The following is a 16,200-nucleotide window of genomic DNA, read 5'->3' as shown; positions in this document are numbered from 1 at the left end:
ACTGGCAAGGCACCTGAACGCAGACGGTACAAGCTGTACGGCAAGTGAGCCTAACGCCATCAGCAGGGTTTTGTGGCGGCTCTCAAGCTCCTCCGGCGGGACTCTACCCGGAAGCAGCGTGATTTATGACTGCTGCAGGAGTTGCTCAATGTCCCGATATCTTGCAGTGCGCATGCGCTCACGCGCGTGTAGCAGTCCAGCCTCATCAACACCGGCAAAATCGCGCAGACATGCGCACAACATTTCGTCATCGGGGAACCAGTGCGGGCGACCACGTGCTCCACGCGGTGCCTGATTCAGATATGCGTCGAAACCGGCTGCTTGCTCTTGATTGTCAGGCAACCCTCCGTTATCCGCAACGGCATCTCGACAATAACGAACCACCTCATTGAGATGTGTCTGAACGCTGCGATCACCTCCGGCCCGGAAAGTACATTGCTGATGAACGTCAATCAATCGGTCCGCCATTGCTTTCAAGCCGGATGCATCCAGCAGCGCAAAGTCTCTGGCCAGCCAGGCCACATGATTAAGCATGCGCTCAAAAAAAAGTTGAATCAGGGTTTCACCATCTCCCTTTTTGACGCCCCAAAACACCATCGAAAATCGTGTATCGGCATGCATTGCAACCAAGACGGGATGACGGGCAATCTTGACGGCGTGCAATTGCCACACCCACGCCGGGTCATCTGAAGGCAGCGGGTGATCACAGATCCAAGACTCGGTCACGCCCTTGCGGGTCGAAGTTAGCGCTGCGCAAGCGTCTTTAGTGCACTGAAACAACAACATGCCAAAACCTCCAGCCTTTTACATAATCTGCTTTGGGCGACCCAGCGCCGAACACTAGCTCTGTGCCGGCTCCAGCAACATCGCATCGCCATAGCTGAAAAAGCGGTACCCCTGCGCCACTGCATGCGCATAGGCGCTGCGCATCACGTCGTAGCCGGCAAAGGCCGATACCAGCATCAGCAAGGTGGATTTGGGCAGGTGGAAGTTGGTGATCAGCCGGTCCACGGCGTGGAACTGGTAGCCGGGAGTGATGAAGATGTCGGTATCGCCCTCGGGCTCGGCCAGCAGGCCGTGTTGCGAGGCGGCTTCCAGCGCGCGCAGGCTGGTGGTGCCCACGGCAATCACGCGACCGCCAGCGGCCTTGGCGGCCTTGATGGCGTCGACCGTGGCGGCGGGAATGCTGTAGCGCTCGTGGTGCATCACATGGTCGGCCACGTCGTCGACGCGCACGGGCTGAAAGGTGCCAGCGCCGACATGCAGGGTGAGGAAGGCGGTGTGCACGCCCATCCCGCGCAGGGTGTGCAGCAGGTCTTCGGTAAAGTGCAGGCCGGCGGTGGGTGCAGCCACCGCGCCGGGGTCGCGGGCGTAGACGGTTTGATAGCGCTTGGCGTCGTCGTCGTCGGGCGTGTGGGTGATGTAGGGCGGCAGTGGCAGCTCGCCGGCGTGCTCCAGCAGCTCCAGCACCGTCTGTTCGCCGGCGAACTCCAGCAGGAACAGGTCGCCGCGCCGTTCCACCATGACGGCGCTGGCGCCGCCGTTGAAGTGCAGCACGGTGCCGGGCTTTGGGGCCTTGCTCGCACGTACGTGTGCGAGCGCGCGGTGTTCATCCAGTACGCGCTCCACCAGCGCCTCTATCTTGCCGCCACTGGCTTTTTCGCCGAACAGGCGGGCCTTGATCACCTTGGTGTCGTTGAAGACGAGGATATCGCCGACGCGCAGCAGTTTGGGCAAATCGGCGAACATGCCATCGGCAAGTTTTGCGCCATCGACATGCAGCAGGCGGCTGGCGCCGCGCACTTCGGGCGGAAACTGGGCGATCAGGTGTTCGGGCAGGTGGTAGTCAAAATCGGCAACTTGCATGTTCGAGCGCAAAACCGGGCCAAAAATGCGCCCAGCGGTCAGTATGAGAATGGGTGTCAGTATACCAGCCCGGCCCGCCGCCAACGCCCGAAAAACTTGGCGGCAGCGCATTTTCAAACAGGCGTTTTGACGGAATTTTGCAGTGATTTTCGCCGAAATTACTGGACAACGCCGACATGGCGGCGGCAAACTCCGGCCGATTACAGGAGTCGATAACGAGAGGTGAGCAATGTCTGGCACCCGCAATATCCTGGTGTTGCATGGCCCGAACCTGAACCTTTTGGGCCTGCGCGAACCACAGCATTACGGCGCCGATACCCTCGACGCCATCAATGGCCGGTTGATTGCCCAGGGGCAGGCAGCAGGTGCCAAGGTCGAGGTATTCCAGTCCAACCGTGAATACGAACTGATCGAACGCATCCATGCCACATTTGCAGATCAGACTGACTTCATCGTCATCAATCCTGCTGCGTTCACGCATACCAGCGTGGCGCTGCGCGATGCACTCGCGGCGGTCAAGAAACCGTTCGTCGAAGTCCATCTCTCCAATGTGCATGCACGGGAAGCTTTCCGGCATCACTCGTTCTTTTCCGATCTCGCCGTCGGCGTGATCTGCGGTCTGGGCGCCAGGGGCTACGAATACGCCCTCTCGTTCGCGCTCGACTACAAGGCGTCCTGATCGGACGCCGTCTTCCCGATTAAATCAGCACCAGCAAAATATCCCGGAGGATTGCCGTATGGATCTGCGTAAACTGAAAAAACTGATCGACCTGGTCGAAGAGTCCGGCATTGCCGAACTGGAAGTGACCGAGGGCGAAGAAAAAGTCCGCATCACCCGCGTCAATCAGAATGCCGCCCCGGCTTACTACTCGCCGGCCCCGGTGCAATATGCTGCAGCCCCGGTTGCCGCACCCGTCGCCGCTGCCGCAGCAGCCAGTGAAGCACCTGCCGCTGCCGGCCTGCCGGAAGGCTTTGTAGTGAAGTCGCCGATGGTCGGCACGTTCTACCGCGCACCGAGCCCGGATGCGAAGAACTTCGTCGAAGTGGGCCAATCGGTCAATGTCGGCGACACGCTGTGCATCATCGAAGCGATGAAGCTCCTGAACGAAATCGAAGCCGATCACGCTGGCGTGATCAAGGCCATCCTGGTCGAGAACGGCCAGCCGGTGGAATACGGCGAACCGCTGTTTGTTATTGGTTAATTCCGTGAGGCTGCCGGCGTGAACACGCCCGCCCGCGCCTTACCCGTCACAGGCATTAACAGACATGTTTGAAAAAATCCTTATCGCCAATCGCGGCGAAATTGCGCTGCGCATCCTGCGCGCCTGCCGCGAAATGGGCATCAAGACCGTGGTGGTCCATTCCGAGATCGACCGCGAAGCCAAATACGTGAAGCTGGCCGATGAATCGGTCTGCATCGGCCCCAACCCGTCGCCGCAGAGCTATCTGAACATGGCGGCGCTGATTTCGGCGGCCGAAGTCACCAATGCCAACGCCATCCACCCCGGCTATGGTTTCCTGTCCGAAAACGCCGACTTCGCGCAACGCGTCGAAGAATCGGGCTTCGTCTTCATCGGCCCGCGCCCCGAATCGATCCGCCTGATGGGCGACAAGGTTTCGGCCAAGGATGCGATGAAGGCTGCCGGCGTGCCGTGCGTGCCGGGCTCGGACGGCGCACTGCCGGACGACCCCAAGGAAATGATCGCCATCGGCCGCAAGGTCGGTTACCCGGTGATCATCAAGGCCGCTGGCGGCGGCGGTGGCCGTGGCATGCGTGTGGTGCATAACGAGGAAGAGCTGCTGCGCTCGGTCGAAATGACCAGATCGGAAGCCGGCGCCGCGTTCGGCAACCCCACCGTGTACATGGAAAAGTACCTGCAGAACCCGCGCCACGTGGAAATCCAGATTCTGGCCGACCAGCATGGCAATGCCATCTATCTGGGCGAACGCGATTGCTCGATGCAGCGCCGTCACCAGAAGGTGATCGAAGAAGCACCGGCACCGGGCATTACCGACGCACAGCGCAAGAAAATCGGCGAATCGTGCGCGCGGGCCTGCCGTGACATCGGCTACCGTGGTGCCGGTACGTTCGAATTCCTGTTCGAAAACGGCGAGTTCTACTTCATCGAAATGAACACGCGCGTGCAGGTGGAGCATCCGGTCACCGAGCTGATCACCGGCATCGACATCGTGCAGGAACAAATCCGCGTGGCTGCCGGCCTGCCGCTGCAGTACACGCAGAAAGACGTGAAGCTCAAGGGCCACGCCGTCGAGTGCCGCATCAATGCGGAAGACCCGCTCAAGTTCGTGCCCAGCCCCGGCCGCATCACCACGTATCACACCCCGGGTGGCCCTGGCGTGCGCGTGGATTCGCACGTGTACCAGGGTTACTTCGTACCGCCCAACTATGACTCGATGATCGGCAAGATCATCACCTACGGCGATACGCGCGAGCAGGCCATGGCCCGCATGCGCATCGCGCTGTCGGAAATGGTGGTGCAGGGCATCCGCACCAACATTCCGCTGCACCAGCAGTTGTTGCTGGACGCAGAGTTCGTCAAGGGCGGCACCAGCATCCATTATCTGGAAGCGCGCATGCCCGAGATCCGCACGGTGCTGGAAAACCAGCTGCCGCCGCTCTGATCTGTACGGCAGGCAGACAAAAAAGCCACGATGCATATCGTGGCTTTTTTAATGCGCGGCGGGCGGGCGCCATTCGTCATCTAGATTAGCGGATGCTGAAACTCCGGGCGTAAGCTGGAGGCTGACGTATCAATGCAGGACGGGGAGGCCCCCATGATTTCCTCCATCGGCAACAATGCCAACACGCTTTCGAGCGTACCCGCCAACCGCAACACCGACACGCTCAACCGCACGCTGAACCAGCTATCCAGCGGCAAGCGCGTGAACAGCGCGGCCGATGACGCGGCCGGCTCGGCCATCATCCAGCAGTTTGCCGCGCAGATCGCCGGCAACGGCCAGGCGGTGCGCAATCTGTCGGACGGCATCTCGCTCACCCAGGTGGCCGACGGCGCGTTGTCGCAGCTGTCCGACAACGCCATCGACCAGCGCACGCTGGCCGTGGCCGCCGGCAACAGCACGCTGTCGCCGGAAGACCGCGCGGCACTGCAGGCGCAATCGGATGCACTGTCGCAATCGAGCCAGGACATCCTCAAGAATACGCAGTTCAACGGCCAGCAACTGCTGCAAGGCAACGGCTTTACGCTGCAAGCAGGCGCCAATGCCAACGAAACCATTGCCATACCCGGCACCAGCCTGAATTCGCTGTCCAGCCCCAGCGGCACGCTCGACCTGTCCAGCCCGACATCGGCCGGCAACGCCATTTCAGCGCTGGATAACGACGTCACCAGCATCAACAGCAGCCGCGCCACCTTGGGTGCCATCAGCAACCGCCTGAGCGCCAGCGCCAACAATCTGCTGACCAGCAACGAGAACCTCTCTGCCGCCAAGAGCCGCATCGGTGATACCGACTACGCCAGCGCCAGCTCGACCTTGATCCAGTCGCAAATCCGCAATCAGGCCGATCTGGCCGTGCGGGCACAGGCCAATGCATCGGCCGGTCAGGTTCTGTCGCTGCTGCGTTAACCCTTACAGCGGGCCATGCACAAGCCGCCTCCGGGCGGCTTTTGTTTGGGCTGCGGCAACGCCGCCAGCACGCCTGTGCGACAATGGCGGCCTTGTTACCGGAAGACCTGCCATGCCCTGGACCGAACTGCGCATCACCACCGATTCCAAACACGCCGAAGCGCTGTCCGACGCGCTGTTCGATCTGGGCGCGCTGTCGGTCAGCATCGAGGATGCCGCCGCCGGCACAGCCGAGGAAAAACCCATTTTCGGCGAGCCGGGCGAGCCAGTGGACCAGATGTGGGATCACAGCATCGTGGTGGCGCACCTGGACGACGCAATGGACCCGGCGCTGACCGTGGCCGCCGCCGCCAACGCCATCGGCATCGCCGCCCCGAGCTATCAGACCGTCACGGTCGAAGAGCAGGACTGGGTGCGGCTGACGCAGGCGCAGTTCGACCCCATCCCGATTTCCAAGCGGCTGTGGATCACCCCGACGTGGCACGAAGCCCCCGATGCCGACGCGATCAATATCGCGCTCGATCCGGGTCTGGCGTTCGGTACCGGCAGCCACCCCACCACGCGGCTGTGCCTGCAGTGGCTGGATGCCAATATCCGGGCCGGTGAAACCGTGCTCGACTACGGCTGCGGCTCGGGCATTCTGGCCATTGCCGCGCGCAAGGTCGGCGCCGGCCGCACCGACGGCGTGGACATCGACCCGCAGGCCATGGTGGCCAGCCGCCAGAATGCCGAGCAGAACAGTGTGGAGATCGCCTTCTACCTGCCTGACGCGCTGCCGGACGGCGAATACGATGTGGTGGTCGCCAACATCCTCACCAACCCGCTCAAGGCACTGGCCCCCATGCTGGCCGGCCGCGTGCGTGCCGGTGGCCGCATTGCGCTGTCGGGCATCCTGTCCGAACAGGCGGACGACGTGATCGCCATTTACGGCCAGTGGTTCAACTTTGCACCCAAGGCAGAAGAAGACGGCTGGGTGTGCCTGTCCGGCAGCAAGCACGCCTGATCGCCGCACGGCCCGGGTGGCCGTGCATCCACCGCGCGACACCGCCGGGAAGATACGCGGAATGCGAGCCGTACAAGCCATGCCACACGTGAGCGCAACGCGGCCAGCAAGGTTTTGTCGGCAGCGCCAAATCGACTAGAATCCCCGCCATGCCGCTCGTCACCCGATGCCCCAATTGCCAGACCGCCTTCAAGGTCACCGATACGCAGCTTGCTGCGCACCGGGGCAAGGTGCGTTGCGGTAAATGCGCATTTGTATTCAACGCACTCGACTGCGTTGAAACCCCTGCCGAAGCGGCAGCAGCACCGGCCCCCGCCAGCGCACCGGCCATTGCCCCCGCTGCTGGCAAACCTGCAGCAGCGGCACCGCTTGCACCGGCAGTGGCCACCACCCCGCCAGTCACGCAACCAGCCACCAGCGGCCCGACACCGCCGCCGGCAACTAGCGGTGCGAAAAGCGCGCCAGCCAGCGCACCAGCCCGTGCGGCTGCAAGCAATCAGGCAACGCGCCCACCCGCCGCCGTGGCTCCACAAGCCGATGCAGCGCCACGCAATGCACCGGCAGTGGCAACCCCGGCCACGACGACCCGAGCAGCGGCGCACGCACCGCAACCGCCTGAACCACAACCGACAGTAACACCCAAGACACCTCCGCCCGCAGCACCAACTGCAGCGCCAAAGCCCGAGCCAGTTGCCGCGCCGGATGTTGCTCACGCGCAAGTGGGCATCGCACCAGCCCCGGTGGCCCACGCTCCCGTCGCCACGCCGCCGGCCAGCCAGGCGGCGCCTGCGCCTGCGCCTGCCGTGCAGCCCGAACCGGCAGCGCCCGTCGCCGCAGCGGCCGTTGCGGTCCAGGCCGAACAGGCAGCGACAGCCGAACCGGTGATCGAGCCAGCCCCTGACACCGCGCAGATCGTCCACGCGGACGAAACGGCCCCGGATGATGAGCCCTCAACAGGCATCGAGATAGAAGCCACACCGGCCGCTGCCGAACTGGAGCAGGAATCACCCGCCCAGCCCACCGCCGCCGCCGAAGAGCATGAAGAACATGGCGAGCGCAGTGGCCGCTATCAGCCGATCCGCACGCTGGAAGACGAAGCGCTGCTGACCCCGCCACCGCCGCCGTCGCCGTGGCGCTGGGCGTGGCCGCCGCTGGCACTGCTCGCACTGATCGCGCTGATCGGCCAGCTGGCGTTTACCTACCGCACCGAGGCCATTGCCCAGTTGCCGTGGCTGCACCCGCATTACCAGCGCGTATGCCAGTTGCTGGGCTGCACGCTGGCACTGCCCACCCAGGCCGACCTGCTGCGCTCGGACTACTCCGAGCTGACCTATGTACCAGGGCAGGACAGCATGATTCAGGTCAATGCCAGCGTGCGCAATCTGGCCCCGTACGAACAGGCGCTGCCCATGCTGGAGCTGACGCTGACCGATGAACACGAGCAGGTAGTCGCCAAGAAATCATTCAGCCCGCACGAGTATCTGGTGCCGGCCGAACGCAACCGCAGCCAGTTTCCGGCCGGCGACGAAGTGCATGCCTTCCTGCAGCTTGAGCTGGGCAACCTGCGCTCTACCGGCTATTCGCTGTTCTGGTACTACCCGTAGCGCTTGCGCTTTCACGCCTGCAGCGGGCATGCACGACTCCAAATCGATGCAATGGTAGCGGCAAGCCCCGCAGCGCCTTGTTTTTGGGCGCAAGCCATCCATACTGAAACTCTTCACACCTGACAGGACGGCTGCCATGGCCACCATCTTGCTCAACGGCACCCCCATCAGCGTCGGCGGACATTTCCCCCACGTAGGCGAAGACGCGCACAGCTTCATGCTGGTGGACCAGCACATGCAGGATGTGCCGCTGTCCAAATTCTATGGTCGCCGCAAGCTGATCGCCGTGGTGCCCAGCATAGACGCTGCCGTGGGCCTCACCATTGCGCGCCGGCTGGAAGCCATGGCCGACCTGTTCGACAACACCGCCGTGCTGGTGGTCTCGGTCGATACGCCGTACGCGCTGGCACGCACGGTGCAGATCGAGGGGTTCAAGAAAATCCAGCTGCTGTGTACCTTGCGCGGGCGCGATTTCCACAAGGACTACGGCGTGATGATCACCGATGTGCCGCTGTCCGGCCTGATGGCAACCGCACTGATCGCGCTCGACACCAACGATGTGGTGGTCTATGCCGAGCTGGTGCGCGAGCTGAACAGCGAACCCGATTTCGACGAAGCCGCCCAGGCGCTGCTGCCCCCGCCACCACCGCGCGAGCCCGAAGCGGAAGCATGAACACAGGGCACCGGCGCGCAGCGCGCCTGTAAAGTGCTTGCAATACCCACCGGGCAGGATCGACAATCCAGCCCGGTTTTTCATTGGCAGTCACCACAGGAGCATACCCATGTCGCAAGTCACCCTCGGCGGTAACCCGGTTGAAGTCAACGGCACCCTGCCGGCAGTCGGCAGCCAGGCCAAGCCGTTCTCGCTGGTCGGCGCCGATCTGTCTGACGTCACCCTGGCCAGCTTTGCCGGCAAGAACAAGGTGCTGAACATTTTCCCGAGCATCGACACCCCTACCTGCGCTACCTCGGTGCGCCACTTCAACCAGGCTGCGTCCAAGCTGGAAAACACCGTGGTGCTGTGCATCTCGGCCGACCTGCCGTTCGCACAAAAGCGCTTCTGCGGCGCAGAAGGCCTCGACAATGTGGTGACACTGTCCACCCAGCGCGGCCGCGCCTTCCTGGCCGACTACGGTGTTGAGTTCGCATCCGGCCCGCTGGTTGGCCTGGCTGCGCGCGCCGTCGTGGTGCTGGATGCCAACGACAAGGTGCTGCACACCGAGCTGGTTGCCGAAGTGAAGGACGAGCCGAACTACGACGCGGCACTGAAGGCACTGGCTTAAGCGCCTGCCGGCACGGTTGGTTGCTCAGCACTGCAACACGCCGAAGTTAATTGTTACACCGTCAGGGTGAGCATGCTCACCCTGACCCCGGGGCGAATTCGCTACAATATCCGTGGCGAATTCGCCTTTTTCGTTTGGCTCATACCATGAAACGCCTTGCCGCCCTTGCCTTGTTTGCCTCGCTCGCCGCCCCGGCCGCCCTGGCCGAAGGGGTGCGGCTGACCGTCCGTTTTGCCAATCCCGCCTGGAATGGCGTCGCCATCCCGCCCGGCCAGCAATGTGCCAAGCTGGGTGGTCAGGGCGCCAGCCCGGCGCTGAATGTGTACGACCTACCGGCCGGCACCGCCGCACTGCAGGTTGAGTTTTCCGAACGCGGTGGCGCGCTCGACAACGGCGGCCACGGCGTGGTGCTGTATACCTTGCCCAGCGGCGCCACCAATGCCCAGGTGCCCAGCGTCCCGGGCGAACAAGCCGGCCTGCCCGGCGGCTTCCAGCTGATCTCTGCCCAGCGTGGCGGCGGTGCGGGTGCCTATCTGCCACCGTGCAACAAGGGCAGCCGCTACGTGCTGCAGGTCAAGGCACTGGACGCCAGCAAGAGCAAGGTACTGGGCGAAGGCCGTCTTGACCTCGGCAAGCTCTGATCGCCGGTGAGCCCGCCTGACTGGCCGCTGGATTACTTCAGTGGCCACCCTGCCTACGCCCCCATGCTGCCGCTGCTGCTGCAGCTTGAACGCTTCCCCGCACTGACCGACTGGGCACGGTTGCAGCCCGCGCCACGCACCCAGCGCGGCCTGCCGTTGCAGTGTGTCGATTCGGACAGCCTCACCCACTACTACGAAGTCGAAATCGCCGAGCTGGGCCGCATTGCGACCCGGCCCAACTGGCACGACACCTTCAATGCGCTGGTGTGGCACACCTTCCCGCGCGCCAAAGCCGCGCTCAATGCGCTGCACCTGCGTGAAATGGCCGCCAGCGCTGGCAAGGCACGCGGTACCGTACGTGATGCTGCGACCTTGTTCGATGAATGCGGGCTGATCGTCGCCAGTTGCGACCCGGCGTTACTCGCCCTGCAGCGCGAGCACCAGTGGCAGGCGCTGTTCGTTGAGCACCGTGCCGACTGGGGCCTGCGCATCGAGGCCATCTCGTTCGGCCATGCCAATTACGAAGCACTGCTGCAGCCATTCAAGGGCCTGACCGGCAAGAGCTGGCAGCTGGCCGTACCCGCCGATTACTTCGCGCTGCCGCAAGCTGATCGACTGGCCTGGCTGGATGGTGAAATTGCCCGCCAGCTCGATGCCGGCATGCTCACCACGCCACGCCAGCTGCCGCCGCTGCCCTATCTGGGCGTGCCCGGTTGGTGGCCAGAGCAGGACGATGCCTTTTATGCCGATCAGCAGTATTTCCGGCCCCGCCGACAGGCCAAGTGAAGCGCAATCCGGCTGGGCCGCGCTGCACTTGGGCGACCGTGCATCAACCGTCACAACAAAACAGCGTCCAGAAGCTATCGTTCCATTAATCTCGTGCGCTGCGGCAACAGGCACCGCCCGGCATGCGTGATCGTTGATGTGCTGCGGGCATGTGGTGCCCGGGCAAAGGCGGGAGGACAGGCGGAATGGCAAACCAGTTGTTCTTTGCATGTCTGATGCTGGCCACCGGCATCGGCATTCCTGTCATGGCAGCGCTGAGTGCCAACCTGGGCGCGCGCTACGCCAGCCCGGCGTTTGCAGCCTCGGTGTTGTTTCTGCTGGCGCTGGCAATCTCTGTGGTATTCCTGTTTGCGGTAGAGGGCGGGCTGAAGCCACCACCCAAAACCGCAGTACCGCTGTATTACTACTGCGGCGGCGTGTTCGTGGCCTTTTACGTACTCAGCGTCACCTGGGTGGCCCCGCAGTTCGGCGTGGGCAATGCGGTGGCGTTCGTCCTGCTGGGCCAGCTCGTTTCCATGGCCGCCATCGACCAGTTCGGTCTGCTGGGCGCACCCACGCATGCCATCACCGCACAGCGGGCGATCGGCCTGCTGCTGATGTCGGCCGGCGTGTTTCTGGCCGTGCGGCGTGGCTGAGTGGCGCCAGTCCATGCCAGCGCGCCAGCCACTGCGGCGCCCCAAGCCAAGCGGCGAGTGCCGGCAACTGATGGTGCAGGCTCGCCAGCCGGACGGTGCAAACGCACAACACCTGCAGAACCGCCACCTTGGCCGGGTGGCTGGCGGGCTATAATCCGCCATTTCCCGCTGTGAGCCACCATGGCACAGATGCGCCGCCTTGCCCTGCTTTGCCTGACCCTGATGCTGGCCCTGACGCTGCAGGGCAGTCTGCGCGTGTGGCACGAGCTGGGTATGCCGGGCCAGAGCGGGCTGACGCAATCACTGTGCAGCACGCAGGGCATGTCCAACCCGCGCGAGCTGCCCCTGCCCGGCCACCCGCAGCTATCATGCCCGGATTGCACCGCAGCCATCGCCGGCGGCACCGGTGTACCGCTGCTGCCCTGGGTGGCACCGCTGCCCGCCACGCGGTTGACCGCATTGACGGCCCTCCCGGCCGCCCCGGATCAGCCCAGCACGCCACTGGCACGCCTGCGCGAGGCGCGCGCACCACCCGGTTCCGCCTGAACGTCACCCTGCCCCATCACGCCCCTGCGTGATGACCTGACGATGCCCGCTACGGGCACAGCAGCCCGTGGCTGCTGGCAACACCGGAACCCATCATGGCGAATACTCCGCCGCGTTTCTACGCGCTTGCCTGGCGCTGGCATTTCTATGCCGGCCTTCTTGTCGTACCCATCATGCTGATGCTGGCCCTGACCGGCATGGTTTACCTGTTCAAACCCCAGCTCGATCTGGCCATGTACCGGCCGCTGCTGGTGGTCACCCCGCAAGGCACACCGGCGAGCGCGGATGCCCTGCTCGCCACGGTACGCGCGGCCTACCCCGGCCAGACCGTGCGCAAGTACACCCCGCCCACTGCCGCCGACCGCAGCAGCAGCTTTACGCTGGCTGCGGCACAGGGTACACAGACCGTTTACGTCGACCCCTACCGCAATATGGTGCTGGGTGCGCAGGACGACGAACGCACCCTGCAGCACATCGCCAAGAAACTGCATGGCAAGCTGCTGCTGGGCAAGACGGGTGATTTCATCGTCGAGATGGCCGCCAGCTGGGCGTTGGTGCTGGTCGCCTCCGGGCTTTACATGTGGTGGCCGCGTGGTGGCGGCGTGTGGGGCACGCTGCTGCCGCGCCTGCGCGCCAGCAAGCGCTTGTTCTGGCGTGATCTGCACGTGGTGGGCGGCTTCTGGGGCGTATTGCTGCTGGCCTTCATGCTGCTGTCCGGCCTGCCGTGGAGCGGCGTGTGGGGCTCGCAATACGCCAAGGTATGGAGCCGCTTTCCGGCGCAAATGTGGGATGACGTACCCAAGTCGGATCGCACCGCGGCCAGCCTCAATGTCGGCGGCCAGCCTACGGTGGCTTGGGCGGCAGAGGACACACCGCTGCCCAAATCGGGTTCGCATCACCATCACGAAGAGGCAGCAACCCCGGCACCCGGTGCAAGCCTGGTCACACTCGCGCAGCTGGAAGCCCTGGCGCGCCATATCGGCCTACCGGCCAGCTATGGCATCAGCCTGCCCGGCGACGAGAGCGGCGTGTTCACGCTGTCAGCCTTCCCGAATGATCCGCGCGAAGAACAAACCGTGCACGTCGACCAGTACAGCGGCAAGGTGCTGGCACAGGTGGGCTGGCGGGATTATGGCGCGGTGCCCAAGGCCGTCGAAATGGGTGTGGCACTGCACGAGGGCAAGTTCTTCGGCCTGGCCAACCAGTTGCTGATGCTGTTTGCCTGCCTGTTCGTGATCCTGCTGAGCGTGAGCGGCACGGTGATGTGGTGGCAACGCCGCCCGCGCGGCCGGCTGGGCGCACCGGCGCCGTCACGCCAGATGCCGGCGTGGAAAAGCGGACTGGCGGTGTTCGTGCTGCTGGCCGTCGCCTTCCCGCTGGTCGGGGTGTCGATCCTGGCCGTGCTGTTGGCCGACTGGCTGTTGCTGCGCCGCGTACCGGTACTCAAACGCGCGCTGGCGTGAGCCCCCGGTGTCCAGACTGGCTCAGGCCAGCCTGAACACCGGCAGTTGCCAGCCATAGGCAACGGCCAGCAGGCGCAGTGCGGCAATGGCAACAAAGCCTGCTGCGCCGGCCCACAGGGTGGACACACGCAACGCCCTTAGCAGCAAATAAAGCACGATGCCGGCAATCGCGGCCGAGGCATAAATGTCCTTGCGCAGGATCAGCGGCACCTGGTTGCTGAGCACATCGCGCACCACACCACCGGCGGTGCCGGTCAGCATGCCCATCAACACCACAATGATGCGCGGGTGGCCGGCTTGCTCGGCCAGCTGCGCGCCGCAAATGGCAAACAGCGCCAGCCCCAGTGCATCAGGCACCAGCAGCGCCGCAGCAGGCGACGGAAAGTAGCGCACATACAGCACCGTCAGCAGGCCGGTGATGCAGGTCAGATAGAGATAACGCGGATCGCACATCCAGAACACAGGGTGGCGGTTCATCAGCAGGTCGCGCACCGTACCGCCACCGATGGCGGTGATGGTAGCGATCGTCATCACCCCCAGCAGATCCAGCCCGGCGTGGCCGGCCGCCAGCGCACCGCTAACGGCAAAAACAGCGCAGCCGATCAAATCAAGCAGATAAAGCACCCAACGCTCCCGCACAAGACAAGTCCATCAAATTGCCGGCAGGCTGTTTGCGGCAAGGTATGCCACGAGATGCCCGGCAACAGGCCCGCGCGCGCCTCACCGGCCGGATCAGAAACCACCAAAGCGCAGGCTGAACTCCCACTGCTGCTGGGCCAGGCCGCTGCATTGCCAGTCTGCGGCGGTCTTGCCCGCGCAGTTGCCGTTATCACGCCCCAGCGACCAGAACGCCAGCCGCCCCATGCCCTTCTGGCGCGCAAAGTCGAGCAGCGTCAATGCGTCGGCGGCGGTAAACACTTCGGAGGCATTATCGTTCTGGCCTATCATCGGCAGCGCACCCATCATGGCCCAGTATTGCGCGTCGCTCTTGCCCGGCAACAGCGCTTTCAGTTGCTGGAACACGTTCTGCAGCGCCAGCACGCCACGCGCCCCCATCTGCTTGCCGGACACACCATCGTAGAAGTCCATCACCATCGGGTTGACCAGACCGATCTCGACCCCGGCCGCCTTGGCCGACTGCAGCACATACAGGCTGGCGGCATCGAAGCCGGAATCGGCATGGGACACCAGCGTGTACGACACCGTCAGCGTCTTGCCCTGCGCCTTGAAGTTGTCCTGCAGCAGTTTGAGCGCTGCATTGCGCAGATCGACCACTGCCGGCGCCAGGTTGTTGTACTTGTCACCCGCTGCCGGGTCGATATCGAGATGGTCTGCCCCCAATTGATCGAGCACGCCCTGATACACCGCCGCCAGGGCCGCTGCGTTGCTGCAGCGACGCGCCGGGTCGTCGCCATTCCAGCCACCGGTCGCGATGATGACGCCCCCGCCCAGGCTGCGCAGATCGTTCACCACGGCCTGTACAGCCGCATCGTCACCACCAGTCCATGCGCCCTTGCAGGTGCCGTCGCTGTTGTAAAACGCCAGCGTGACGTATTTCTGCCCGGTGGCTTTGGACCACGCCACGGCATCGAAGGCACCACCGCTGCTCAGATAAGGCGCAAAGCGGTATGCCACTGAAGCTTGTGGAATGCCGGTGACCGGCGGTAGCGGCGTCGGGGTGGGGGGCTGGGTCGGCACCGGCGTGGGGCTGGTCACGCTGCTGCTGTCATCCACGCATGCTGCCAGCATTGCGGTCAGCGCCACACCTGCCAGCAGGGCCAGCACCTGTGTGCGGTTCATGATTTCTCTCCTCGTTCTTGTCTGCCTCTCACCCGGCCGCAAACGGGCCTAAGCGGGGCGCATGAACTGTACCGGGGAGCGCGCGGATCGGCCAGTATCCTGGCCACTTGCAGTAGTGGGCTCAGTGTTCCGCCAGCATGCCCTGCATGGCGTCGTAGAGGTCTTCGAACTCGTTACCATCCAGACCAAGAAAACGCAGCAAGGTTGGCTCGATCTGCCGCCATTCAACGTGCTCGAACTGATGCACCGTCATCTTGACGATGTGTTCGGCCAGGCTGCCCAGTGCAACCAGCGCCAGGATATGGTGCTGGTCACGCCCCGGCCCATCGAATAGTGCGTAGTCGTGCTGGTTCAGTACGGCCAGTGCCACGTCCTCGGGCAGATACCAGCTGCGGCACACCAGATACCCGATCACGTTGAAGCTGGTGTGATAGCGCTTTTCCTCTTGCGCAATCCCCTCGGCACGCGCCAGCCGCTCGGATTCATGCATGTTTTTGGCGTAGCTGGGAAAGCGCATGGCCATCAGGATCATGCCGCAATGGCGGAACAAGCCATAGGTATAGGCGTCGTCCGGCTGCACGCCTGGCACGCGCGCCGCCAGATAGGCCGCCACCATCGCGCACTGCTGCGCGATGCTCCAGAAGGAATCGAGCTGCTCCGGGGCAAGACCCTTGCCCTTGATGCTGTGACGCAGCAGCAAGCCACGCACCACGTTGTAGAGATTGTCGCGGCCCAGCATCTGCACCGCCTGTGGCACCGAACCTATCTTGCCGCCACGCCGGAACAGCGGCGAATTGACGGTCTTGAGTACCGCGGCCGACAGCGCCAGATCGCCGACAATGATGCGGCCTATCGCGGCAAGATCAGGCTCGGCCGCGCGCGCCGCCTCTTCCAGCGCAACCAGTATCGCCGGCCTGGGCGGGATGACCAGGCTTTTCATCAACTCATGGGTAGCTTCACTGGAAAT

General features: G+C 63.9%; 19 protein-coding genes. 13 read left to right on the top strand and 6 right to left on the bottom strand.

Features of this window, described 5'->3' with window-relative positions:
- Positions 1-123 precede the first annotated feature (123 nt).
- Genes B9A19_RS09190 through B9A19_RS22120 form a run of 3 tightly spaced genes read right to left on the bottom strand, consistent with a single transcriptional unit; the run spans position 124 to position 2,044 of the window.
- Positions 124-786 carry a DUF6933 domain-containing protein gene (locus B9A19_RS09190; RefSeq protein ID WP_084090497.1) on the bottom strand — a complete coding sequence of 221 codons (663 nt, stop codon included), beginning with the start codon at positions 784-786 and terminating at the stop codon, positions 124-126.
- A 54-nt stretch (positions 787-840) separates the two neighbouring features.
- Positions 841-1,866 carry a tRNA preQ1(34) S-adenosylmethionine ribosyltransferase-isomerase QueA gene (queA, locus tag B9A19_RS09185; protein WP_084090496.1) on the bottom strand — a complete coding sequence of 342 codons (1,026 nt, stop codon included), beginning with the start codon at positions 1,864-1,866 and terminating at the stop codon, positions 841-843.
- Positions 1,847-2,044, bottom strand: coding sequence for a hypothetical protein (locus B9A19_RS22120; RefSeq protein WP_139798758.1), 198 nt, complete (start codon positions 2,042-2,044; stop codon positions 1,847-1,849). The genes queA and B9A19_RS22120 overlap by 20 nt, the downstream gene beginning before the upstream one ends.
- Before the next feature lie 51 nt (positions 2,045-2,095).
- Here B9A19_RS22120 and aroQ point away from each other — a divergent pair, with 51 nt between their 5' ends.
- The 13 genes from aroQ (at position 2,096) to B9A19_RS09120 (ending at position 13,433) form a co-directional block, all read left to right on the top strand.
- Complete coding sequence (gene aroQ, locus B9A19_RS09180; RefSeq protein WP_084090495.1) at positions 2,096-2,545, top strand: type II 3-dehydroquinate dehydratase; 450 nt, start codon at positions 2,096-2,098, stop codon at positions 2,543-2,545.
- A 58-nt stretch (positions 2,546-2,603) separates the two neighbouring features.
- Entirely contained in the window at positions 2,604-3,068 is a 465-nt protein-coding gene (gene accB / locus B9A19_RS09175) for an acetyl-CoA carboxylase biotin carboxyl carrier protein (RefSeq protein ID WP_084090494.1), read from the top strand.
- A gap of 64 nt (positions 3,069-3,132) precedes the next feature.
- Positions 3,133-4,509, top strand: a complete 1,377-nt coding sequence (gene accC / locus B9A19_RS09170; RefSeq protein ID WP_084090493.1) for an acetyl-CoA carboxylase biotin carboxylase subunit — start codon at positions 3,133-3,135, stop codon at positions 4,507-4,509.
- Between the two features lie 153 nt (positions 4,510-4,662).
- Positions 4,663-5,472: a flagellin N-terminal helical domain-containing protein gene (locus B9A19_RS09165; protein WP_176216866.1), complete on the top strand. Its 810-nt coding sequence runs from the start codon at positions 4,663-4,665 to the stop codon at positions 5,470-5,472.
- A gap of 112 nt (positions 5,473-5,584) precedes the next feature.
- Positions 5,585-6,475: a 50S ribosomal protein L11 methyltransferase gene (prmA, locus tag B9A19_RS09160; RefSeq protein WP_084090491.1), complete on the top strand. Its 891-nt coding sequence runs from the start codon at positions 5,585-5,587 to the stop codon at positions 6,473-6,475.
- A gap of 149 nt (positions 6,476-6,624) precedes the next feature.
- Positions 6,625-8,079 carry a DUF3426 domain-containing protein gene (locus B9A19_RS09155; protein WP_084090490.1) on the top strand — a complete coding sequence of 485 codons (1,455 nt, stop codon included), beginning with the start codon at positions 6,625-6,627 and terminating at the stop codon, positions 8,077-8,079.
- Positions 8,080-8,215: 136 nt separating this feature from the next.
- Entirely contained in the window at positions 8,216-8,752 is a 537-nt protein-coding gene (tpx, locus tag B9A19_RS09150) for a thiol peroxidase (RefSeq protein WP_084090489.1), read from the top strand.
- A gap of 109 nt (positions 8,753-8,861) precedes the next feature.
- On the top strand, positions 8,862-9,362 hold the full coding sequence (gene tpx / locus B9A19_RS09145) for a thiol peroxidase (protein WP_084090488.1): 501 nt from the start codon (positions 8,862-8,864) through the stop codon (positions 9,360-9,362).
- 146 nt (positions 9,363-9,508) lie between these two features.
- Complete coding sequence (locus tag B9A19_RS09140) at positions 9,509-10,003, top strand: YbhB/YbcL family Raf kinase inhibitor-like protein (protein WP_084090487.1); 495 nt, start codon at positions 9,509-9,511, stop codon at positions 10,001-10,003.
- Positions 10,004-10,009: 6 nt separating this feature from the next.
- Positions 10,010-10,789: a DUF3025 domain-containing protein gene (locus B9A19_RS09135; RefSeq protein ID WP_084090486.1), complete on the top strand. Its 780-nt coding sequence runs from the start codon at positions 10,010-10,012 to the stop codon at positions 10,787-10,789.
- Between the two features lie 185 nt (positions 10,790-10,974).
- Positions 10,975-11,424: a DMT family transporter gene (locus tag B9A19_RS09130; protein ID WP_084090485.1), complete on the top strand. Its 450-nt coding sequence runs from the start codon at positions 10,975-10,977 to the stop codon at positions 11,422-11,424.
- Between the two features lie 180 nt (positions 11,425-11,604).
- Positions 11,605-11,970: a hypothetical protein gene (locus tag B9A19_RS09125; RefSeq protein WP_084090484.1), complete on the top strand. Its 366-nt coding sequence runs from the start codon at positions 11,605-11,607 to the stop codon at positions 11,968-11,970.
- 95 nt (positions 11,971-12,065) lie between these two features.
- Positions 12,066-13,433, top strand: a complete 1,368-nt coding sequence (locus B9A19_RS09120) for a PepSY-associated TM helix domain-containing protein (protein ID WP_084090483.1) — start codon at positions 12,066-12,068, stop codon at positions 13,431-13,433.
- 21 nt (positions 13,434-13,454) lie between these two features.
- Here the strand turns inward: B9A19_RS09120 and B9A19_RS09115 are convergent, their stop codons facing one another.
- The 3 genes from B9A19_RS09115 to B9A19_RS09105 form a co-directional block, all read right to left on the bottom strand.
- Positions 13,455-14,057: a trimeric intracellular cation channel family protein gene (locus B9A19_RS09115; RefSeq protein WP_084090482.1), complete on the bottom strand. Its 603-nt coding sequence runs from the start codon at positions 14,055-14,057 to the stop codon at positions 13,455-13,457.
- 108 nt (positions 14,058-14,165) lie between these two features.
- Positions 14,166-15,233 carry a chitinase gene (locus B9A19_RS09110; protein WP_084090481.1) on the bottom strand — a complete coding sequence of 356 codons (1,068 nt, stop codon included), beginning with the start codon at positions 15,231-15,233 and terminating at the stop codon, positions 14,166-14,168.
- Between the two features lie 121 nt (positions 15,234-15,354).
- Positions 15,355-16,173, bottom strand: coding sequence for an HDOD domain-containing protein (locus B9A19_RS09105; RefSeq protein ID WP_176216865.1), 819 nt, complete (start codon positions 16,171-16,173; stop codon positions 15,355-15,357).
- Between the last annotated feature and the right edge of the window lie 27 nt (positions 16,174-16,200).

This window comes from Andreprevotia lacus DSM 23236, from assembly GCF_900176275.1.
GTDB lineage: Bacteria > Pseudomonadota > Gammaproteobacteria > Burkholderiales > Chitinibacteraceae > Andreprevotia > Andreprevotia lacus.
Note: the sequence above shows the minus strand (reverse complement) of the source record. Positions and strands in the feature narration are given on the sequence as shown.